This window comes from Salinicoccus sp. HZC-1 (assembly GCF_046736035.1).
Lineage (GTDB): Bacteria > Bacillota > Bacilli > Staphylococcales > Salinicoccaceae > Salinicoccus.
Genome location: NZ_CP177130.1, coordinates 64,555 through 88,160, shown reverse-complemented (window position 1 = coordinate 88,160; position 23,606 = coordinate 64,555). Strand labels below are relative to the sequence as shown.

General features: G+C 42.8%; 17 protein-coding genes. 15 read left to right on the top strand and 2 right to left on the bottom strand.

Annotated features, from left to right (window positions below; genetic code table 11):
* Positions 1 to 128: 128 nt before the first annotated feature.
* The 4 genes from ACKRAT_RS00360 (at position 129) to ACKRAT_RS00345 (ending at position 2,800) form a co-directional block, all read left to right on the top strand.
* The gene (locus ACKRAT_RS00360) at positions 129 to 773 is read left to right on the top strand and encodes an SDR family oxidoreductase (RefSeq protein WP_411843138.1); all 645 of its coding nucleotides are present in this window, start codon (positions 129 to 131) and stop codon (positions 771 to 773) included.
* Between the two features lie 125 nt (positions 774 to 898).
* Complete coding sequence (cidR, locus tag ACKRAT_RS00355; RefSeq protein ID WP_411844474.1) at positions 899 to 1,777, top strand: cidABC operon transcriptional activator CidR; 879 nt, start codon at positions 899 to 901, stop codon at positions 1,775 to 1,777.
* Positions 1,778 to 1,896: 119 nt separating this feature from the next.
* Positions 1,897 to 2,418, top strand: coding sequence for an acyl-CoA thioesterase (locus ACKRAT_RS00350; RefSeq protein WP_411843137.1), 522 nt, complete (start codon positions 1,897 to 1,899; stop codon positions 2,416 to 2,418).
* A gap of 19 nt (positions 2,419 to 2,437) precedes the next feature.
* Complete coding sequence (locus tag ACKRAT_RS00345; protein WP_411843136.1) at positions 2,438 to 2,800, top strand: hypothetical protein; 363 nt, start codon at positions 2,438 to 2,440, stop codon at positions 2,798 to 2,800.
* Between the two features lie 98 nt (positions 2,801 to 2,898).
* Here ACKRAT_RS00345 and ACKRAT_RS00340 read toward each other — a convergent pair whose 3' ends face one another.
* On the bottom strand, positions 2,899 to 4,245 hold the full coding sequence (locus ACKRAT_RS00340; RefSeq protein ID WP_411843135.1) for an MATE family efflux transporter: 1,347 nt from the start codon (positions 4,243 to 4,245) through the stop codon (positions 2,899 to 2,901).
* Between the two features lie 219 nt (positions 4,246 to 4,464).
* Between ACKRAT_RS00340 and ACKRAT_RS00335 the strand changes: the two genes are divergently transcribed.
* From ACKRAT_RS00335 to ACKRAT_RS00305, 7 genes are all read left to right on the top strand, one after another.
* On the top strand, positions 4,465 to 5,553 hold the full coding sequence (locus ACKRAT_RS00335; RefSeq protein WP_411843134.1) for a YsnF/AvaK domain-containing protein: 1,089 nt from the start codon (positions 4,465 to 4,467) through the stop codon (positions 5,551 to 5,553).
* A 162-nt stretch (positions 5,554 to 5,715) separates the two neighbouring features.
* The gene (locus tag ACKRAT_RS00330; protein ID WP_411843133.1) at positions 5,716 to 7,341 is read left to right on the top strand and encodes a BCCT family transporter; all 1,626 of its coding nucleotides are present in this window, start codon (positions 5,716 to 5,718) and stop codon (positions 7,339 to 7,341) included.
* Between the two features lie 228 nt (positions 7,342 to 7,569).
* A complete protein-coding gene (locus tag ACKRAT_RS00325; RefSeq protein ID WP_411843132.1) occupies positions 7,570 to 9,501 on the top strand; it encodes a fructose-1,6-bisphosphatase in 1,932 nt (643 codons plus the stop codon).
* Positions 9,502 to 9,916: 415 nt separating this feature from the next.
* The gene (locus ACKRAT_RS00320) at positions 9,917 to 10,411 is read left to right on the top strand and encodes a CHAP domain-containing protein (RefSeq protein WP_411843131.1); all 495 of its coding nucleotides are present in this window, start codon (positions 9,917 to 9,919) and stop codon (positions 10,409 to 10,411) included.
* A 60-nt stretch (positions 10,412 to 10,471) separates the two neighbouring features.
* On the top strand, positions 10,472 to 12,727 hold the full coding sequence (locus ACKRAT_RS00315; RefSeq protein ID WP_411843130.1) for an ATP-binding cassette domain-containing protein: 2,256 nt from the start codon (positions 10,472 to 10,474) through the stop codon (positions 12,725 to 12,727).
* 135 nt (positions 12,728 to 12,862) lie between these two features.
* On the top strand, positions 12,863 to 15,814 hold the full coding sequence (gene fdhF, locus ACKRAT_RS00310) for a formate dehydrogenase subunit alpha (RefSeq protein ID WP_411843129.1): 2,952 nt from the start codon (positions 12,863 to 12,865) through the stop codon (positions 15,812 to 15,814).
* Complete coding sequence (locus ACKRAT_RS00305) at positions 15,814 to 16,464, top strand: DUF1641 domain-containing protein (protein WP_411843128.1); 651 nt, start codon at positions 15,814 to 15,816, stop codon at positions 16,462 to 16,464. Before fdhF ends, ACKRAT_RS00305 begins: the two co-directional genes overlap by 1 nt.
* Before the next feature lie 42 nt (positions 16,465 to 16,506).
* Here the strand turns inward: ACKRAT_RS00305 and ACKRAT_RS00300 are convergent, their stop codons facing one another.
* Positions 16,507 to 16,986 (bottom strand): nucleoside deaminase, encoded by a 480-nt coding sequence (locus tag ACKRAT_RS00300; protein WP_411843127.1) that lies wholly within the window; start codon positions 16,984 to 16,986, stop codon positions 16,507 to 16,509.
* Between the two features lie 148 nt (positions 16,987 to 17,134).
* Here ACKRAT_RS00300 and ACKRAT_RS00295 point away from each other — a divergent pair, with 148 nt between their 5' ends.
* The 4 genes from ACKRAT_RS00295 to ACKRAT_RS00280 all read left to right on the top strand — a co-directional run bounded on the left by ACKRAT_RS00295 (position 17,135) and on the right by ACKRAT_RS00280 (position 23,083).
* Positions 17,135 to 18,739, top strand: a complete 1,605-nt coding sequence (locus tag ACKRAT_RS00295) for a glycosyltransferase (protein WP_411843126.1) — start codon at positions 17,135 to 17,137, stop codon at positions 18,737 to 18,739.
* On the top strand, positions 18,732 to 20,861 hold the full coding sequence (locus ACKRAT_RS00290; protein ID WP_411843125.1) for a CDP-glycerol glycerophosphotransferase family protein: 2,130 nt from the start codon (positions 18,732 to 18,734) through the stop codon (positions 20,859 to 20,861). Before ACKRAT_RS00295 ends, ACKRAT_RS00290 begins: the two co-directional genes overlap by 8 nt.
* Positions 20,862 to 21,491: 630 nt before the next feature.
* Positions 21,492 to 21,767 (top strand): 4a-hydroxytetrahydrobiopterin dehydratase, encoded by a 276-nt coding sequence (locus ACKRAT_RS00285; RefSeq protein ID WP_411843124.1) that lies wholly within the window; start codon positions 21,492 to 21,494, stop codon positions 21,765 to 21,767.
* Between the two features lie 185 nt (positions 21,768 to 21,952).
* Positions 21,953 to 23,083, top strand: a complete 1,131-nt coding sequence (locus tag ACKRAT_RS00280; RefSeq protein ID WP_411843123.1) for an NADH-dependent flavin oxidoreductase — start codon at positions 21,953 to 21,955, stop codon at positions 23,081 to 23,083.
* The last annotated feature ends 523 nt before the right edge of the window (positions 23,084 to 23,606 follow it).

The following is a 23,606-nucleotide window of genomic DNA, read 5'->3' as shown; positions in this document are numbered from 1 at the left end:
TTATCCTGTTATTCCTTACCTCTCATTAATAGTAAACAGGATCTGTAAGAATCAGCAAACAACTTTCTTTGTTAACATCCGCTTCAGTGATAGCATATTCTTATAGAGTACTAAGGAGGAATTCAATAATGGCAAGAGTTTTAGTTATCGGCGCGAATGGACAGATTGGTAAGCATCTCGTCAGTAAGATTAAGGAGAAAGGCCATGATCCTGTAGCGATGGTCAGAAAAGAGGAACAGGTGTCTCAATTCAAGGAACAGGATATTGAGACTGTTTTAGGTGATCTGGAAAAAGATTTTTCACATGCTTTTGAAAATGTGGATACTGTTGTATTTGCAGCAGGTTCCGGACCGCATACCGGAGCGGATAAAACGATCATCATCGATCAGGAAGGCGCGATTGAGACAATTGATAATACCATCAGCAAAGGGATTAAAAACTTTGTGATGCTCAGCGGCCTGCCGGTGGATGGACCTAAAGGTACAGGCGACGGCATGAAACCTTATTTTTATGCAAAATACAGAGCGGATCAGTACCTGCAGGATACTGATTTGAACTATACAATCCTAAGACCGGGGCTTCTTACCGATAAGGACGAAACCGGCAAAGTTCAAATTGTTGAACATGACGAGGCTTCCTCTGATGCAACAAGTGGTGAAGTACCGCGTGCGGATGTCGCCGAAGTGCTTGCTCACATCGTCGATCAGAATGACCTCAAGAGTCAGATATATTATCTGATTGGCGGAGACACTGACATTAAAGATGCACTGTAATGTATATTGATAGAGTCACTTCTTTTTTGAAGTGGCTCTATTTTTTAATGCAAATAACTTCTGCAATCTATATTATTAGTATTAATCAGTCTCTATTGAACCAATTTTGAAAGGAAGTGATTTCTATAGATATTAAACATATGCGTTATTTCGTCGCAATTGTAAAAGCCGGGAGTATGACCGAAGCTTCAAACCGGCTGTATATTTCCCAGCCGACGATAAGCAAAGCAATCCAGGATATAGAAACCGAACTCGGTATATCGCTGTTTGACCGTAACAAGAAAAAGATCGCCCTGACTGATGCCGGCAGGGTATTCTACGATCAATGTGAAGAAATAATCAGGCTGCATACTGAGCTGCCCAACGATTTAAAGAATATGGTCGGAATACGGCAGGGACACATAAAAATCGGTTTGCCGCCGATTATGGATGTCAGCAGATTAATGATCATTATTAAAGACTTCCATGACCTGTATCCCAAAATCACTTTCCAGCTAATAGAAAGTGGAAGCAGAACAATAGAATCCCGCCTGATACAAAATGAAATTGATATCGGTATTACCGTTTTACCGACTGAAAGCGATCATTTCGATAATTTTAATTTTATCAGTGAATCACTCTGCCTGGTGGTGCATGAGAACCATCCGTTAGCCTCCAGAGAATCTGTTCATCTGAAAGAACTTAAATCTGAGAGTTTCATAATGTTTAATGAAGACTTCTACTTAAATGAAATCATTGCCTCAGCATGCAAAAATGCAGGTTTCATGCCGGATATCATCTCAAAAACATCCCAATGGAATTTTATAGAAGAAATGATTGATGCGGAATTGGGAATTTGTATCATGCCCGAGAGTGTCGCGAAGCTTTTAAAAAGCTCCTCGGTAACCATGCAGATAACAGAACCCGCCCTTAAGTGGCGGCTTGGCGTTATTTGGAATAAGGACCAATATATAAATTTCATAACTAAAGAGTGGCTGAAGTTTTTCCAGCAATATTATATCTAGGCACTTAGTACCGCTTTCATAGATTTTTTCTATGCATACCATGAATTACCGGTATTTTTATTATTGTATTCCCCCCCATATAATGGCTCTATCAGGTAATTAAAGAAAGGTAGAGCATAATGACAGAATTTAAAAATCCAAAAGATAGTAAGGTAATCAGTACAGATCAAGTATTTGCCAATGATTTGAATAACTATAATACACTTTTTGGCGGAGTATTGATGAAGCGTATCGATAATGTGGCATCACTCGCTGCGAGAAGACATGCAAGAGTGAAAGAATGTGTCACTGCATCCATCGACTCAATTGACTTCCTCCATCCCATCACTCAATCCGAATCCGTATGTATTGAAGCATTCGTTTCATCCACCGGCAACAAAAGCATGGAAATCTTCTGCAAAGTCATCACTGAAGACATGATAACCGAGGAACGGAAAATAGCAGCTACAGCATTTCTGACTTTTGTAGCGCTGGACGAATCAAAGAAATCAATACCAGTACCGGGCATTGTACCGGAAACAGGAGAAGAGAAATATTTATTTGAGTCAGGTAAGCAAAGAGCCGCAATGCGCAGGGAAAGACGCGTACACAGCAAAGAGCTCACGACTAAAATTGAAGTCAGCAAACCGTGGGATATGTAAAACAGAGGAGTAAATTATTATGTATGCAAATCAGGAAACAATACACACCATACAAAGAGACCTGAACTATATCAGTGTCGAGTATCCGCAGCTATATGCACGAATTCAGCACGTCACCAGTTTTTCAAGACAGCTGCAGATAAAGTATAGATATTTGGCAGATTTGATCACTGATGAATGCAGGGAACCCGATCCTAAGTTCATCAAAACGTCCGTACTGGACCTTTTGGTGTCGGAAGTGGATAAACTAAAGGCCATGCCGCATTTTGAAGTGTTTTTAAAACTGCTTAATGATAATAAACACAATGATGCCCCGGAAATATTCCTCCTCGTATTAGGTGCAAAACCAGAGGCAGTCATCAACAATGCAATAATCAATTAATGGACCCCAATTACCGGACCCATCTTTTATAAATTGAAAGTTTACAGGACAGACTGTAATACTAAAGCCCCCGAAAATTTTCGGGGGCTTTAGTATTACTATTCTTTTTCTTTGAATAATTGCTTTCGGTCCCATTTCCCAAATTTATAATACATAAAAGCAAATAGACTGCTGCTTATAAAACTCACACCCATGCCGAGACCGATACCGGTCTGGCCGAACATGGATGAAAATAATTCCGTCAGTGGATAACGGAGTATCCAGAATGAAATGATATTAAGTACGAGTACCTGGTACATCGCTCCGGACGCTCTCACGATACCGTTTAAAACGAAATTCAGTCCGAGAAAAGGATAACAGAGTGCAACGATCCTCAAATATTCGGTACCGAACCGGACAGCCGCTTCATCCTGTATGAACAGCCGCATTCCCGCTTCCGCAAAAATAATCACAACGACTGCCACTGCCGACATAATCGCAAAGTTGTACACGGCTGCAAGTTTCGCAATCTTTCTGACACGGTTCCAGTCATTGACGCCGATATTCTGGCCGGCCATGCTGTTGACCGCTGTACCCAGCGCCATAGCCGGCAGCATAATCAGGCTATCCAGTCTCTGGGCGGCACTGAAGCCGGCAACCGTATCTCCGCCAAACTGAGTGACAACACTTAATATAGCTGCAATACCGGCATGAATGACAGCCATCTGGAGCCCGGCCGGAATACCCAGTTTTAAAATCAGCGACACTTCCGTACGTTTTGGCAGGGACGGACGGGTGAACGGAATCAATTTATATCTCATTGAATGATAGACACTGTATAGAAATGCGATACCCTGCGATGCCACTGTAGAAAAAGCTGCCCCTTCAATGCCAAGGTCCAGAACCCCTATAAAAACAGGTGCCAGTACCGCATTCATAATCACTGCAAGCAGCACGATGCGCATCGGGGTCTTACTGTCTCCGAGTGCACGTAAAACCGTGTTCACAAAGTTATATGCAAACAGGAAAAACATCCCTAAGAAGCTGATTTGCAAATATACCTGGGCCCGATCCAGGATGGATTCCGGCGTGCCGATCAGTAAAAGCAGCTTCTCTGCAAATATGTAGCCTAAAACGCCAAAGCCGGCAGCCATCATTGTCATGATGACGATGAAAGCATTCAAATACCGCTTCAGACCTTCATGGTTCTGTTTGCCGTACTGCTGGGAAAGTATCGTCAGTGCAGCGTTGTTCAGCCCCAGTATAAATGAAAGGACCGTCACCAGAATGGTTGTTGCCACAGCTACTGCACCCAGGGCCGGCGCCCCCAGAATGTTCCCCACCCACAGACTGTCCACTATCTGGAATGAAGTCTGCAGCAGATTCGTCAGCATGATCGGACCCGAAAATAAAATCAATGGCTTAAGAATTGATCCTTTAGTAAAATCCCGTTGATTATCAGCCATTTTGTCACCTTCTCTTATAATCTGTAAATCTGATTCCTTATTATTCTGCATAAACCGCATTCAAATAATAGATACAATTTTACCATTTTTCAGAGGTAAGTTTATAAAAAACGCACAGGGGTAAACATCTATTACATGCAAAGGATACATTGACTATCAGGATCAGGCGACAATTACACGGATATAAAAAACTTAAATTTATAAATGGAGGTATTGATTATGAGAAACATTGAATTAGTAAGTAATGAGGAAGAACTTAACGGCAGAATTGAACAATTGAAATCAGAAGGTGTCAATGAAGAAGATATCACAGTCGTATCCAGAGAAGGTCTGGACGGAAGTGCTCTTGGATACACAGCAGTCAACTTCAGAACATCCGAAGGCAGTGCATGGGATAAGATCGTTTCATGGTTTTCCGATGAAGACCCGGAAGAACGTGTCATGACAGACCTTGATGTCAGCGGCGAAGAAGAAGAAAAATATAGAACCGCACTGGAACGTGGAGAGATCCTCCTTCATGTCAACAGAAGAGAAGAACAGGGCACTGGCATGCAGTCGGAAGATGATGAAGGACTGGGTACAACAGGCGTTGCAGGAGGTACAGGTGCTGCAGGTGCTGCAGGTGTTGCAGGAGCCGGCGGAGTCGCTTCAAATGATAAAACTCCTCCACAGGGCGAGCATGGAGAAGATGTAATGGACACGCACAGAGCGGACTCTGACGTTGAAGGAGAAGGCACTTACAGTGTAGATGAAAAAGCACTTAATTCCGATGATACACTCGCTTCAACGGAAAAAGACAGCCGCTATGATTACGGAGAAACTGAAACTGGAGACCGCAAAGATCTTTCCGAAGAAGAGAGACTCCAATTGCGGGAAGAACAGTTGAATGTAGATAAAGAAAATGTGCAGACAGGTGAAGTCAATGTCGATAAACACGTTGAAACAGAACATGAAGAATTTAATGTTCCGGTTGAACGTGAGGAAGTCTCCGTTGAAAGAAGACCTGTGGAAGGCGACGCAAAATCCGGATCGCTTGATAACGGAGTGGAAGATAATGACTCCGTCCATGTCCCTGTAAATGAAGAACGCGTCAATGTTGAAAAAGAAAACGTAGTGAATGAAGAAGTCGTCATCAAAAAAGACAAAGTAAGAGATACAGAGCACGTATCCGAAGATGTCCAGCACGAGGAAGTGGACATCAATGAATCAGACAACAGAGACAGAGAGCTTAGAAACAGAGATGTCGATGGGAACATTGAAAATGAAGAAGATAATAATTTACCGGGAAATGACGGATACAGAAGATAGATAGACGTGATTAACCCAATCAAGGCCCACAACCAAGGTTGTGGGCCTTTTTAATGCGCTTACAGAAACCGGGCCGGTCTTGCAATGAGAACTATTTATTGTTATCCTCATAATGTTTGTGCCTTACTTATTAAAAGTAATCCATCCAAGGGGAGGAATATAATGAATAATAATCCAAAAAAACCAAACAGGAAAATTTCCAAAGTATTTACTTACGCCGCTCTCCTAGTCGGCCTCTTAGTTGTTATCGGTGCGGTTTTCCCCGATCGGTTCGGACAGATTTCCGGTGCGATTTCCGGCTGGGTCACTGAATACTTCGGCTGGTACTATATGATTTTAACAACATTGCTTGTCTTTTTCTGTATATATCTCATGCTAAGCCCTATCGGTAAGCTGAAATTGGGCAAACCGAAAGACAAGCCGGAATTCAGAACCATTTCATGGCTCGCCATGCTTTTCAGTGCGGGTATGGGCATCGGTCTCGTATTCTACGGGGCTTCCGAACCGATGTCCCACTATGTCGCACCGCCGACTGCGGACCCGGAAACGAAAGCTGCTATTCTCGAATCCATGCGCTCCACATTTCTCCATTACGGATTTCATCCATGGGCGATGTACGGGGTGGTAGCACTGGCACTCGCTTATTCCCAGTTCAGAAAAGGGGAAAGCGGGCTGCTTTCTAAAACCCTGCGTCCTATATTCGGGGACAGAGTTGACGGGTGGCTCGGCATACTTGTCGACGTGCTCGCAGTATTTGCCACAGTCATTGGTGTCGCCGTATCACTGGGTGTCGGCGCCCTTCAGATTAACGGGGGTCTGAATTACCTGTTCAACATTCCGAATAATATAGTCGTTCAGGGCATTATCATTGCGGCGGTCACCGGACTGTTCATGATCAGTGCATGGAGTGGCCTGAGCAGAGGAATCCAATACCTGAGTAATACAAACATGGTGCTTGCCGCAATTTTATTCGCAATTATTCTGATTGTCGGCCCGACGATGCTGATTTTGAATATGATGACCGAAGCAACCGGTGCATATTTACAGACTTTCCTGCGAAACAGCTTTGATGTGGCCACCTTGAATGAACAGAAAAATGATTGGCTTGCCTCATGGACCATCTACTATTGGGGCTGGTGGATGAGCTGGAGTCCATTTGTCGGCATCTTTATCGCCAGAGTTTCCAAAGGGCGTACAATACGCGAGTTTGTGGGCGCCGTTATATTCGTACCGACAATCATCGGTATTATCTGGTTCAGTGTATTTGGCATGACTGGCATCAACGCCGGTCAGTCAAACCCTGCAATATTTGATATGCCGCCGGAGATACAGCTCTTTGCGGTTTTCAATGAATTGCCTTTGGGTTCTTTTCTGTCCATCGTCGCAATTCTGTTAGTGTCTGTATTCTTCATCACCTCAGCAGACTCTGCAACATTCGTGTTAGGGATGCAGTCCTCATTCGGTTCCCTGACCCCGTCCGGCAGAATCAAAATTGCCTGGGGCGTTGGATTATCATCCATCGCTTATATCCTGCTGCTCGCAGGCGGGGAGACAGGATTGAATGCACTGCAATCCGCAGCGATCATATCCGCCCTGCCGTTCAGTGTCGTTGTTATTCTGATGGTCATTTCATTCTACAAAGATGCCAACAACGAGAGAAAATATCTGGGTCTTTCCATTACGCCTAATAAAAGACGGATGCAGACTTATTTGGAAAATACACCGGAAGAGCACCAGGAAGAAATTGAATCCTATATAGAATCACAGGATGATACAAAAGGAATATAGTTCAATAGCGAAGACGGACCGGAAGGTTCGTCTTTTTTTAATTTATTTCCATATCGCTGCATTAATTTATGGGGGAATAGATGTTATTCTTATTGTGGAAGCGGTTAATTGGACGAAAATTTAGTATAATGAGAGTTAGCATGCTAACTTGAACCGGCGATAAAGGAAATTTTATCATAAAGGCTGCAGGGCTCGAGCAGACTATTATTTAGAGGAGGATATGCAGATTTGAAGACTAAGTATTTGAATCTATTAGCTGAGAATTATGATCAGGAAGAAAAAGTAGCTACGGAAATTATTAATTTGGAATCCATTCTGGATTTACCGAAAGGGACTGAACACTTCGTCAGTGACCTGCATGGGGAATTCCAGGCATTCCAGCATGTTTTGAGAAATGGTTCCGGAAACGTCAGACAAAAAATCACCGATATCTTTAAAGACACCCTTTCCGAAGAAGAGATCAGTCAGTTTGCAGCCTTGGTGTACTATCCGGAAGAAAAACTGCAATTGATTAAAAATCAATTTGAGTCAAAAAGAGAACTGGATGAATGGTATGTGAAGAAGATTGATCAGATGATTGATCTGATCGCTTATGCTTCTTCCAAATATACCCGTTCCAAACTCCGGAAAGCCTTACCCGGGCAGTTTGTTTTTATTATTGAAGAACTGCTCTATAAAAGTGATGAATACAGTAATAAGAAGATCTATTATGAAAAACTCGTCCAGCAGATCATCGATCTCGGACAGGCGGATAAGCTGATCATTGGGCTGTCCTACACGACACAGCGGCTGGTCGTCAACCACCTGCATGTGGTCGGAGACATATATGACCGGGGACCTGAGCCGGATAAGATCATGGAAACACTGATTGATTACCATTCCCTTGATATTCAGTGGGGAAACCATGATGTATTATGGCTCGGTGCATATGCAGGGTCGAAGGTCTGTCTGGCAAATATACTTAGAATCTGTGCACGGTACGACAATTTGAATATCATCGAGGATGCCTACGGCATCAATCTGCGGCCACTGGTCAACCTTGCCGAAAAGTATTATGATGACAATCCTGCATTCCATCCGAAGAAAACTGCTGATCAGGCGCTTTCAGATCTCGAGAAACTTCAGATCACGAAAATTCACCAGGCGATTGCCATGATCCAATTCAAGCTGGAAAGCCCAATCATCAAACGCCATCCATTTTTCGATATGGAGGAAAGGCTGGTACTGGAAAAAACGGATTATGACAAACAGGAAATCACCGTTTACGGTAATACTTATCCGCTCGAAAACACCTGTTTCTCCACCGTGGACCGGGAGAATCCGGATGCATTGCTTCCGGAAGAAGAGGAAGTCATCAACAAATTGCTGCTTTCTGTACAGCAATCTGAAAAACTCAAGCGTCATATGAACTTCCTGATGAAAAAAGGCAGCCTCTATTTGAAATATAACGGCAACCTGCTCATTCACGGCTGCATTCCTGTGGATGAAAACGGCGAAATGGAAGAAATGGAAATCGACGGACGGATATATAAAGGCCGTCAATTGCTGGACCAGTTTGAAGATTATGTGCGCAAAGCATTTGCGGATAAAGAGACGACTGATGACCTGGCGACCGACCTTGTCTGGTATTTATGGACGGGAAAATATTCTTCACTCTTTGGCAAACGTGCCATGACGACGTTTGAACGCTACTTTATCAAAGATAAGGCGTCCCATAAGGAAGAAAAAAATCCGTACTACCACTTGAGGGAAGATAATGATATGTGCCGGAAGATGCTGGAGGAGTTTGACCTCGACCCGGATCAGGGCCGCATTATTAACGGGCATACGCCGGTAAAGGAAATTGATGGGGAGGATCCGATCAAGGCCAATGGCAAGATGATCGTCATCGATGGCGGGTTTTCCAAAGCCTACCAGTCGACAACGGGCATTGCCGGCTATACGCTGTTATACAACTCATTTGGCATGCAGCTCGTTGCCCATCAGCACTTTAACTCCAAAGAAAATGTATTGCTGGACGGTGCTGATGTGCTTTCTGTACGCCGTGTCGTCGACGAGGAGCTGGAGCGGAAGAAAGTACGGGACACCAATATTGGTGAAAAGCTGCAGGAAGAAATCAAAATGCTTAAAGAATTGATGGCTTACCGCTATATCGAATAAGTGCACTGAAACCTACTGTTTTATCAATTGGAAAGCGGACGTGTGATACTTTTAACAAATAGTAATATTCTTTGGCTGACTGTCAAAGGGGAGCAGCATTGAAAAAGATTCTTTGTTTTTCAAAATGAAGTCGTCATGCTCCATCGGCTTTATTAGCAGAAACTGCTCAGCGAGACCTTTGCCCCCCGGGGGTGAAGGTCTCGCTTTTTATTAATATTTTTTGGATCTACGAAGGAGGAACAAGCAAAACATGCCATTTACCGTAAAGACAGTGACGAAGTCTTAACCGATATGACGCTGCTGAAACTTGAAACCAGGGATTATGTTCCGGATGAGCAGATAATTTAGACCCGAACCGCTATGGATTGTATAATATCATTCAGTAAAATCAGAAATACCAAAGGCAGGAAATTTAATGAAAAAGGCAATCATCACTGCGATTCTATTAATCGCTGCTGTAACAGGTTTAATCATTGCAGATAACAAAACCGAAGACGGGCTCATAAATGAGATAAAATATACCATCATGCCAGATCCGATGGCAAACAACAGATATGACGAAGGACAGTGCACCCATTATATTTTTGAAGAAGTGAAAGCGGATGGAAATATGATTGAATCAGACTGGAGCGATGCAAAATACTGGTCGGAAAAAGCAGAGGAAGACGGCTATACGGTCAACAGCGAGCCGGCCGAAGGTGCCATTTTGCAGACCGAGCAGGGGAAACTCGGACACGTCGCTTATATTGAATCCGTAAACGACGATGGATCAATTGAAATTTCCGAAATGAATCTCGTTGAAGCATACGAAATTACAGAACGGACAATCAAAGCGGAAGATATCGCTCAATATGACTATATCCACCCGCAAGAAAACCCGTATGACAAAAGGGAAGATGAGGCACAATAACCGCTCATGCATGAATCTTCCAGAGCATTCAGGTAAAATACATCACAGAGGTGAACTTTCATGTCAATTATACGCTTAATCGGCGCCAACCAGAATAATTTAAAAAATGTAAGCGTCGATATTCCGAAACATCAACTCACAGTATTTACAGGGAGATCCGGTTCAGGAAAATCTTCCCTCGTATTTAATACACTGGCGGCCGAATCCGAGCGTTTATTAAACGAAACGTATTCGAGCTACATCCAGCATCAGCTGACACAATATGAGAAACCGGCTGTTGACCGGATAGAAAATCTGCCTGTGGCAATGATCATCAATCAGAAAAGACTGGGCGGGAATTCCAGATCAACAGTGGGAACAATTTCAGATATATATGCCTCGGTCCGTGTGCTGTGGTCACGGATCGGTGAGCCGTTCGTCGGCTACTCCAATGTATTTTCATTCAACAACCCGAGCGGCATGTGCGACAGGTGCCAGGGTCTCGGCTATGTTGAAGATATTGATCTGAAAGAGTTATTGGATTTCGATAAATCCTTAAATGAAGATGCAATCAACTTCCCGTCTTTCAAACCGGACAGCTGGAGAGGGAAACGCTATTTATACAGCGGACTCTTTGATAATGACAAGAAACTTAAAGATTATACTGAGGAGGAAATGGATACATTCCTCTACACAAAACCAAAAAAACTGAAGAATCCACCGGACAACTGGCCGAGAACCGCAAAATTCGAAGGACTCATCCATCGTTTCAGACGGTCGTTCCTGCTCAATGATAATTTTGAAAAGAAGCGCTTTTTAGGAGATGTTGAACGTGTAGTCACTTCGCACAGATGTCCGGAGTGCGATGGAAAACGGCTCAATCCCGAAGTGTTGAGCTGTAAAATAAACGGCTTGAGCATTGCCGACTTTGCTGGGTTATCCATAGATGAAGCCATCCCTTTCCTGAAAGAACTGGAAGATGACAAAGCGATGTTTATCGTGAAACCTCTGCTTGAACAGTTAGAAGCGCTTGCGTACGTCGGCTTAAACTATTTGACCCTCGACCGGCAGACGCCTACATTATCAGGCGGGGAATCCCAGCGGATAAAGCTCATCCGTCATCTGAACAGCCCGTTATCCGATCTGGTGTACATCATCGATGAACCGAGCGTCGGCCTTCATCCGGAGGATATAGAAAAGATCAATGACATCATGCGGTCGATACGTGACAAAGGGAACACCGTCCTCGTTGTAGAACACGATCCGGATGTCATCCGGATTGCAGATCATATCATCGACATCGGACCGGGTGCCGGCCAGCACGGGGGAGAGATCATATTCACCGGCACCTATGAGAAGCTGATGCAATCGGACACGCCAACCAGTATTGCACTGAACCGGAAGCACACGTTAAAAAATAATCCGCGACGGCCCGGAGATTTCATACATCTTGAAGACATTACGCAGAATAACTTGAAAGATGTTTCAGTCGATATACCAAAGAACGCCCTATCGGTCATAACAGGCGTCGCGGGTTCGGGTAAAAGTACGTTGCTGAGGGCCGGCCTCGCAAATTCGCCTGATATGATATTTATCGACCAAAAACCGGTACATGCTTCAAACCGTTCCAATTTACTGACATATATGGATATATTCGATGAAATCCGCGCCTTTTTCAGCCAGCAGACCGGCTTGAAGAAAGGGATGTTCAGCTACAATTCAGAAGGCGCCTGCCCGGAATGCAATGGTAAAGGGATCATTAAGACAGAACTTGCATTCATGCCCGATTTTTCCCAGGTCTGCGAAGTATGCCGGGGCACAAGATATAAACCTGAAGTGCTCGAAGCTACAGTCGACGGTTATTCAATCGCAGATGTTTTGGCTCTGACGGTCGAAGAAGCCATTTCAATATTCAGCAGGAACACTAAAGTGATCACACGGCTGAAGCACCTGCAGGCAACGGGCCTTCATTATATGACCCTTGGGCAATCCCTGGATACACTCTCAGGCGGCGAAATCCAGCGCGTGAAGTTAAGCAGGTATCTGGACAGTGAAGCCACAGGGGAAACGTTCATATTCGATGAACCCACCACCGGTCTGCACGAGGATGATATACCGACATTGCTTGCATGTTTCGAACAGTTGATCCATCAGGGCAATACCGTCATAGTGATCGAACACAATCTCACCATGATGGCTCATGCAGACTGGATCGTGGACGTCGGTCCCGGTCCGGGACTACGCGGCGGAAAAATACTCTACAGCGGCGCACCAAAAGGATTGCTCGATATCGAAGCATCCGTGACTGCAGGACATATCCAGAGATATATTGAGTAAAAGGAGGGAGGGGACTAAAATGTCCCTTTCCTTTTTTTATTCACTATGAAAAAATATGAATAATCTGAAAAAATGGTTCAACGCGATAATAAAAGGGAAAACAGGAAATATAATGAATGCGAAAGGAGAATGGAAATGACTGAGTCTTTTGAAATTACTTTAGACGGTAAAAAGCAGGATGTCAAAGAAGAAGACACCCTTCTTAGCTACTTATCAAAAAACAACATTGAACCGCCGAGCCTCTGCTATCATCCAAGCCTTGGTGCGCTTGAAACGTGTGATACGTGTATTGTCAAAGTAAATGGTGAATATGTACGTTCGTGTTCCACAACTATAAACGCGGGTGATGTGGTGGAAACAGTCGGAGACGATGTTCACGAAGCGCAGCTTATTGCAATGGACCGTATTTTAGGCAATCATGAACTTTATTGCACAGTATGTGATTTCAACAATGGAAATTGTGAAATACATAATACGGTAAAGGAAATGAAGATCAGCCACCAGGATACGCCCCATACGGGGAAAGACCATCATGATCAGCGCAATGCATTCTACCGCTATGACCCTGACCAGTGCATATTATGCGGAAGGTGTGTTGAGGCATGCCAGGACCTTCAGGTAAATGAGACACTTTTAATTGACTGGGAGTTGGATAGACCGCGCGTCATCTGGGATAACGATACGACGATTGACGATTCTTCCTGTGTGAACTGCGGACATTGTTCAACTGTCTGTCCATGTAATGCAATGATGGAGGTCGGCATGGAAGGGGAAGCAGGCTTCCTGACAGGCATGGCGGAAGAAACATTCAGACCGATGGTGGACATCACTAAAAACGTTGAAACGGGCTACGGTTCACTTATGACCATATCCGATGTTGAAGCGTCAATGCGTGAAGAACGGATTGAAAAGACAAAAACAGTCTGCACATACTGTGGTGTAGGGTGTACGTTTGACGTATGGACGAAAGACCGTGAAATTTTAAAAATCGAACCACAGATCGAGGCACCGGCCAATGGTGTTTCCACATGTGTCAAAGGAAAATTCGGCTGGGATTTCGTCAACAGTGAAGAGCGTCTTACAAAACCGCTGATCCGGGAAGGAGACGGCTTCAGGGAAGCGGAATGGGAAGAAGCTCTGTATCTCATTGAAAAGAAATTCAAAGAGACAAAGGTGGAGAGTGGACCGGATGCACTTGGATTCATCTCATCCTCAAAATGTACGAATGAAGAAGCTTACCTCATGCAGAAACTCGCACGCGGCGTAATTGGAACAAACAATATCGATAACTGTTCAAGGTACTGCCAGTCTCCTGCAACTATGGGACTGTGGCGTACAGTTGGATACGGCGGCGATTCAGGCGGCATCGAAGACATCGCCCAGGCGGAACTCGTCATTTCCGTCGGATCAAACACTGCAGAATCCCATCCGGTGCTTGCAACACGTGTCAAACGTGCACAGAAGCTTCACGGGCAAAAAGTCATCGTCGCGGACCTGCGTGAAAATGAACTTGCCAATCGTGCAGACCTCTTCGTCAGACCGGCACCGGGGAGTGACCTCATATGGCTGTCTGCAGTGACGAAATACATTATTGACCAGGGTTGGGATGATAAAGCATTCCTTCGTGATCATGTGAATGACGTTGATGAATACATGAGAAGCCTGGACAAATTTACACTGGATTATGCTGAGAGCGTTACAGATATGACAAAAGAAGAACTGATTGAAATCGCAACTTCCATCCACGAAGCGAAAACGACTTCAATTCTCTGGGCCATGGGAATAACACAGCACGGTGGAGGCAGTGATACAAGTACGGCAATCTCAAATCTGCTGCTCGTTACGGGCAACTATATGAAACCGGGTGCCGGTGCATATCCGCTCCGCGGCCACAACAACGTACAGGGTGCCAGCGACTTCGGCAGCATGCCCGACCGCTTCCCCGGCTACCAGTTCGTCAGTGACGATGAAGTCCGCAGTCGTTTTGAAGAAAACTGGGGAGTGGAAATACCAACAACATCTGGTTTAAATAACCATGAAATGGTCGAGGCTATCCATGAAGGCAATCTTGAAGTGCTGTATCTGAAAGGGGAAGATATGGGTCTCGTCGACTCGAATATCAATTATGTACATTCCGCATTCGAGAAATTGAAATTCTTCGTAGTACAGGATATTTTCTTCTCGAAAACATGCGAATATGCGGATATCGTACTTCCAGCCAGCCCGAGTCTTGAAAAAGACGGCACATTTGTAAATACAGAAAGAAGATTCCAGCGTCTGTACAAAGCCCTGGAGCCGCTTGGCGAATCCAAACCGGACTGGGAGATCATCAAGGAAGTTGCCAACCGTATGGGTGCAGAATGGGAATACGCACATCCAAGTGAAATCATGGATGAAGCTGCTTTGCTTACACCACTGTTCGCAGGCGTGAGCTACGAACGTCTTGAAGGGTATGACAGCCTGCAGTGGCCGGTCGCAGCAGATGGCACCGATACACCGCTCCTGTTCGAAAAAGAATTCCCGCTTCCTGATGGAAAAGCCAGACTTTGGCCGGTGGAATGGACAAAACCGCTTGAGTTCGAAGACCAGTATGATCTTCATGTCAATAACGGCAGGCTCTTGGAACATTTCCATGAAGGAAATATGACATATAAATCTGAAGCGATTACCGGAAAGACACCGGAAGTATTTCTCGAAGTATCTCCGGACCTTGCAAAAGAACGTAAAATTGAAGATGGAACGAAAGTCCGCCTGACATCCCCTTACGGCAGCGTGAAAGTAAGCTGTGTGGTTACGGACCGTGTCTTCGGCAACCAGCTGTACCTGCCGATGAACACGTCAGGGGAAGGTGCAATCAACTATTTGACAAGCTCCCACGCAGATAAGGACACCGACACACCGGCCTACAAAGAACTTTCTGTGAAAATGGAAGTGCTTGAACCGAAAGGAAAAAACCCGCTGCCTAAAACCAATCATCGTTATGGCAACCCGCAGCCACAGATCGGCGTCAAGGTTGAAGAGAAATGGGCAAGAGATGACTATATATTCCCAGGGGATATTGTAAAAGAAAGAAGGTCGAATAAATAATGGCCAAAGCGACAAAAGTCATTCATAAAATGGAAGTGGATCCGGAAGTAAAGCATAAGCAGGAGCTGCATGAATTAGAACAGCTGCTGCTGGAACACAAAGATGTATTGCAGGATACTCTCGCTATTGCAGATAAGATGAGAGATCATGAAATATTCGATATCATTAACAGTGGACTCGGTCAGAGCGACAAAGTCATCAATCGGGTGGTTACCGCATTCGATGATTCCGAGGTTCCACAGTCAATTAAAAATATGCTGCTCCTTTTCCAGCTTCTTGGAACGGTAGACATGAGCCAGATTGAACCGATTGTACTCAAACTCAATACCGGAATTGCCAAGGCGGCTGAATATGAACATGAAGATAAACCCGGCGGCTATTCGGGGCTCCTGGGTGCACTTAAAGATCCCGAAGTAATAGAAGGCGTGAATGTCCTTGTCAAAATCCTTAAAGGGATGGGGACCCATAAAGATGACGAAGAGAACGTTGAACCGCAAAAAGAACGGATTGAAAACCCAAAAATGGAAATGAATGAAAAACAAAGCGAAGACAGCGCTCCTGTTCAAAGAAGGCCGTCAAAACGTTATGCTTTAGCGGCAGGTGCGGGAGCCGCCGCATTTCTCCTGCCTCTGGTATTTATGAAAAAATAAAAAATAGGACCTCTGTTCAAAAACAGGGGTCCTATTTAATCTCTATGACTTTTGATGGTATACATACTGTAATGCCCGCACTTCTTCCGACAGTACTTCGTCCGGGCCATCTACCTCGACATATTGCAGTACATCCTGAATGGAAAGCCCTCTTAAAAGCCCGGTCTTAACACCCAGTTCCTTCTGCCACTCTTTTAACTGTTCCGTCGAGCTTGCATAAACAATGCGTCCCAGGCCCACCAGACCATGTGCAGAAGCGCACATCGAGCAATGTTCTCCTGATGTGTACACCGTGGCCTTTTTCCGTTCTTCTTCACTCAGATGCCGGGCGGCCCATCTTGCAATCTCAAATTCCGGATGTCGGGTATCATCACCCCCGGAAGTCCTGTTATGGTCTTCAAACAACACTTCGCCTTCATGTGAGACAAGCATTGAACCAAATGGTGCATCCCCTTTGCCCAGTGCATCTCCAGCCAGTTCCACACAGTGTTTTAAATACTTTCTGTCCGTCTCAGTGATCACATTATCATCCTCCCTGAACTATTAGATGAAGTATATAGATATATACTTCGTGTTTCAAATGACATTTATCATTTTTCATTAGTATATAATTAAAGTAAGATTAATAGTATAATTCTCAAATAAATGCGGTTAAGACAAGGATGGTTATATGAAACCCAGAATTATCTTTTTACTTAATTCCATAGATGTCAATAAAGGTGGATTGACCCACGCATCTTTAAGGCAGGCAAGCACTTTTGCGGATGCAGGGTATGACACTCAAGTATTGACATTTAAACATGAATCCAGATTTCCGGTTATCTGCAAAAAACTCGTGCAGATGGGGAAAGTCAGTAAAAAAGTGACCATACGAAACATGTTTGAAGATTTTGCTTCTTATAACAGACGCGATAAAATTAATCCGGGTAAAATAAAAACAGATATCTCTGCGTATTCCGGTCAGTATGCTGTGGCAAAAAGAAAAAACTACAATGCATACCGGCTTTTTAAAAATGGTATGTATGAGAAATATATATCGCTGAGAAATGATAGTACAATGGATTTCATAGACTACTTTAATGAAAATCGATATAGAATAAGAAGAGAGTACTACAACTATTACGGACACGTAAGCAGAGTACAATATTTCAGTTTTGAAGAAAATAAAGTCAGACAGGAATTATTTTATGATAAATCAGGAGCTGCCTTCCTTAATTTCTGGCATGATCCGGGGACGGGGAAAATCAGCCGCGTGATTCATATAGACAGTAATAATAAAGTGCTCAATGAAACCACCGGGGATCAAACCCCTCATAAATTACACTGGCTGGACAGCGTAATTTATGAAGCGGACTCTGAGGCTGTCATTATTTCAGATACCCGGACAACGGATGAATTATTGGTGAAACTGGACAATCCTAAAGCCAAAAGGGCATTACGTCCACACAGCAACCATTTAAGAAATCCGGATGACCCCGAGTCCGAATTGAATAAACGTAACAAGTATGCGATAGAAAATATTCCTAATGTAGATGCCCTTGTTGTTCTGACCGAAAAGCAGAGAAATGATATTGTCAGCCGTTTTGGCAACAAAGACAAAGTGTTTGTCATTCCAAACTATTATGAAGTGAATAAACCAAAAATCAGAGGCATGCGGTCCTTTATTGCCAATATGAAGCATTACAGTGACCGGGATTCGGGCAGGGACTTATCCAAAGTCTCAATTGTTTCCAGGTTCTCCAGTGTTAAAAACATCGATCATACTATTAAAGCTTTTAAAGATGTTGTTAAAGAAGTACCGGATGCCAAACTTGAAATCTGGGGCTCGGGGGATAAGAAGGAAGAATATATTGAATTGATACAGGACCTGGATTTGCAGGGTAATGTAGAAGTGAAGGGGTATACCCAAAACCCCGAAAAAATATATCAATCCGCTGCATTATCCACCGTCACATCCAATGCAGAAGGCTTTTCACTTTCAGTCATGGAAAGCATGGCAAACAACACGCCTGTCATAAGCTATGACATCAGATATGGACCATCTGATATGATAGAAGATGGTGTGAATGGATTCCTTATAGAAAAAGGGGACATAGAAGCATTATCAGAGAAAATCATCTATATGTTGAAAAATCCTGAGAAAACCGTAAAAATGGGTAAAGCGTCAGGGAAGACAATGAATACAAAATTCAGCAAGGAAAATTATCAAAATCTATGGTTTTCCTTTGTAGACAAGTTACTGGAAAATAAAGAAGGGAGAGATAGAAATGAATAACCTGATTTCTGTAATCACTCCGGCAGAAAAAAATGAAAATTATATCAATATAGCTCTGGACTCACTGAGGAGACAAACCTATACAAACTTCGAGGTATTGATCCTCCATTCTGATATAGACTCACTGAAAAAAGTAATTGATGAAATCTATATTAATGATGACAGATATAAGTTTATCCAAACTCCTTCAGAAGTGAATGTGGGGACTGTACGCAACATCGGTATCGATGAAGCAAATGGGGAGTATATATACTTCCTGGACAGTGATGACTACATTTCTGAAAATATGCTACAGCTCCTATCTGACAACATTGGAGAATTCCCGATGATCAGGGGAAGGATGAAGTCTACTGATTTCAGTTCAAGCTCTGTCATCATCTTACCCGGCACTAACAAGATTAAAATGTTTTCCAACAGAAGATATAACCTGATCAGAAATAATTCGGCAATCAACTTCTTGATTTCGAAAAAGACTATTGAGAATATGAATTTAAGATTTTCCGAAGAATTCAAAACATATTCCGATTTGACATTCATGCTCCCATTATTGGAAGAGATTGAAATAGTACCTTACGTCTATGAATCAATCTATTTCAGAAGAAGAAGGAATGATCCGATAAACCACCCTTCACTCAGACAGTCTTCTGTATATCAATTGGCTCATGATCTGTTCGGAATATACAATAAACTGAGGACTGATGAAATCAGCGAAGAAGCCCAAAGATTTCTGGATAATATGCTCTTGAATTTCTACAGGAAACGACTGGTCATTGAATTCAAGGATGAATCGGCAATCGATCAATACTTTGACGGTCTTGTAGAAAGCATAAATAAGATCGATCCAGAAAGACTGGAAAATAAAGACCTCATATTGAAAAACGATGTGAAAGCGATAAGATCCAACAAAAAAGATGCTTTCAGGAAATTGAGCAATTTCCATCATTTACTGAGGGATATCAAACGGGGCTTAGCTTCCAAAAAAGGACGCAAGGAATTCTTATATAAGCGTGTCTTCAAAAACATGGGCTTCAGAGATAATCTGGTCGTTTTTGAGAGTTTCCAGGGCAAATCCTATTCCGACAGTCCCAAATACATTTATCAATATATGCTTGAAAACAGAAAAGATTTTAAATTTGTCTGGGTAATGAATAACGATCAGAAATTACCGGGGAAACCGGAAACTGTAAAGCGTTTCTCACTCAAGTATTACTACTATCTTGCCCGTGCAAAATATATTGTCAGCAATGTCAGAATGCCAAACAGTTTTATTAAAAGAGAGGGCCAGATTTTTCTTCAGACATGGCACGGTACACCGCTGAAACGACTTGCCGGTGATATGGCAGATGTCCATATGCCGGGTACCAATTCCGCCCGTTATAAGAGGAACTTCAACCGCGAAACGGATAAGTGGGATTACCTGATTGCACCCAATCAATACTCTTCAGATATCTTCAGAAGAGCATTCTGGTTTAACAACACGATGCTTCAGACCGGGTATCCCAGAAATGACATCCTGACGAATCATAATGAGGCAGAGACCATTAAAAAACTTAAGAGAAAAGTATACTTACCGACCAATAAAAAAGTAATCCTCTACGCACCAACGTGGCGTGATGATGAATACTACAAAGTCGGAAAGTATAGATTTGATATTACTCTCGATCTGCACCGGCTGAAAGAAAAATTCGGAGATGAATATATCATTCTGCTCAGAATGCATTACGTGGTTGCATCCAATATGGACCTGACCGATCTGGAAGGTTTCGCATATGATGTTTCTGGCTACAGTGATATCAGTGAGCTGTATCTGATGTCCGACATACTCATTACCGATTACTCATCCGTATTCTTTGATTATGCCAATCTGAAAAGACCAATACTTTTCTATACGTATGATATTGAAAAATACCAGGGACAGTTACGCGGCTTCTACATCGATATGGAAAAAGAACTGCCTGGACCATTACTCATGACAAATGATGATGTGGTTGATGCGATTGAAAATATCGATGAAGTAAGTGAAAAATACAAAGACCGCTATGAAACATTCCACGACAGGTTCTGCAGCTGGGATGACGGACGATCATCGGAGAAAGTTGTAGAGGCAGTGTTTGAAAAATAATATATAAACGAAATGAGGCTGGATTTATCCAGCCTCATTTCTATTTCCCAGGAAACCCAAGCATGTTCTCCCATAGCACTTGCCAAAAGAACTTTATAGTGTGAATAAGGAGTCTTTATTAGTTTGGAAGCGGCGAATATCTGAATGGATATGAGCAATCAAATTAAAAAATAGCGTCAGCATCAATAATGGTGGCCTTACTTAAGTCTCACACGAGTAGGTTATATCCTTTTATGTACTCGAAAAACGATACACTACTCAGGGACACTGAGGTAGATATCGCAGTATGGAAAGCAAAAAATTCGTAGAAGTCAGAGAGACAGATGAACCGGAATTAATAAGAATTTAAATCGTCAAATGAAAATCTTGGATCAAATGGATGAAACTCATAAAGTCGGAATATATCATTAACGAAAATGATTTATATAATGCCACGCGTTATCACCATAAAACCGATATCACTGCTTTAACAAAGATTTTATAACGCACATGTAACGCCTATATATTTAACTATCATAAGCTTTGGCATTATAAATAGTTGGAAACTATATAATCATTATTCCTCGTTTTGATTCATAGTAATCACTGCAGGGTAAAAATAAATATAAGTTTAAACGGGGAGGTATTATAATGCCAGATGTAAAAGCTGAAGCAGAGAAACTGGATGGCTGGACACTCGATAGTGAAAAAATCAGCAGGAAGTTTACATTCGATAAGTATTTAGACGGTATTTCTTTCGTAGAAAAAATAAGTGTATATGCAGAAAGCGTTCAGCACCACCCGGGTATTGCGATTAATCATACAAAAGTGACTATATCATGGACGACGTTTTCCAAAAAAGAATTGACTGAAAAAGACATTGCCGGCGCCAAAGCGAGTGAAAATTTGTACCGTTTATTTAAATAGAAATCAGGAGGGTGACCTTAATAACATAAACCAACTGCCGGGACAGAGTACGGACTCTGTCCCGGCAGTTTGATTCGCTGAAACCTATTTAAACCGTCAAACAGTAAAATTGATTAATGGGAATCCTGATTGTTATAGTATTGATTGTTGCATCAATCAGCAAAGCTTAGGAGGCTTTATTTATAATGAACAAGAAATATAAACCACTGTTTGAAGCAGTTCAACTGCCGAACGGTGCTGAATTGAAAAATAAATTTGTACTGGCGCCGCTGACACATGTCTCTTCCAATGAAGACGGCACAGCATCAGATGCGGAAGTTGAATATATTGGGAATATGTCTCAAGGTGTAGGATTGGCGTTGACAGCAGCCACAAATGTCACAGAACTGGGTAAAGCTTTCCCGGGACAACCTTCCATCTCACATGATTCATATATAGAGGGACAAAAGAGAATTGCCCGGTCCATGAAGAAAAACGGTGCAAAAGCCATTCTCCAAATCCACCACGGTGGTGTGCAGGCCCTTCCCAGATTGACACCCAATGGAGATTCAGCCGGTCCCAGTCCGATAACCATTCAGAGTTTCGATGAAACAGAACCTCACCATTCCCGTGAAATCACTGAAAATGAAATCGAGGAAACAATCAAAGCTTTTGGCGAAGCGACACGCAGGGCGATCGAATCCGGCTTTGACGGTGTTGAGATCCATGGTGCAAACCACTATATCATCCATCAGTTTGTTTCCCCACATTTCAACAGACGTACTGATAAATGGGGAGAAGATCGCTATTTGTTTGCAATGAGAATTGTTGATGAAGTGGTGAATACAGCAAGAAAATTCGCGGCTGATGATTTCATAATCGGCTACAGATTTTCCCCGGAAGAGGCGGAAACACCAGGTATCACTATGGAAGTCACTGAAGAATTGATTGGACAACTGGTCGAGAAACCATTAGATTATTTACATGTCTCGCTCGGCAGTCTCCATTCAGACACACGCGCTGGTAAATATCAGGGCATCGAACGTATAGAATTACTGCACAAATGGATAGACGGCCGCATGCCGCTTATCGGCATCGGGTCTATATTTACTCCGGATGAAGCACTGGAAGCCGTCGAAGCAGGAAACGTTGATCTGTTGGGGCTGGGCAGAGCTCTGTTATTGGATTATAATTTCGTTAATAAAATCGAAGATGGAAAAGAAGACGAAATTATTAACGCATTTGATCCGGAAAGAGAAGATAAGCACGGGCTTACCGACGCATTATGGCAGCAGCTGAATAAGGGTTTTTATCCAGTGCCCCGAACGGATAAGTAAGCTGAGAAGCGGATGGTTAACTGCTGCGAAAATCATTATTATTTGGCTAAAAAAAATGGTCAGTATAACTTCTATATTCGTTCAAAATACAATCAAAATAGATTTTCAAAGGACCTATGCTGCTGCATTGGCCCTTTCTCTTTTTCCATTGCGAGTATAAAGATAGAGGTCTCTCACCGCATCGTTGAACGATGCGGTTTTATTTATGATATTACTTTTCAATCCTAAGTTCTTTAATAAGAAATAAATTTTTCAGCCTATATAAACCCTCTAAAAGAGTTAATTTGTGTCTTCCGGATGGCAATATTCAGAAAGAATACAGTCAGATTTCAATATTACACTACATTACATTCAGTGATGCGGATTGTAACTTCATTATTATTAGGCTGTAACCTTCTATAGATACATCCATGTTATATTAGTCATTGTCTTGAAAAATTAAGACCTAAAAAAATATGTTTAGCTTAAAACGATTAAAAAACAACAACCACGATTAATATAAATTATCCGGAGGATGAAAAAA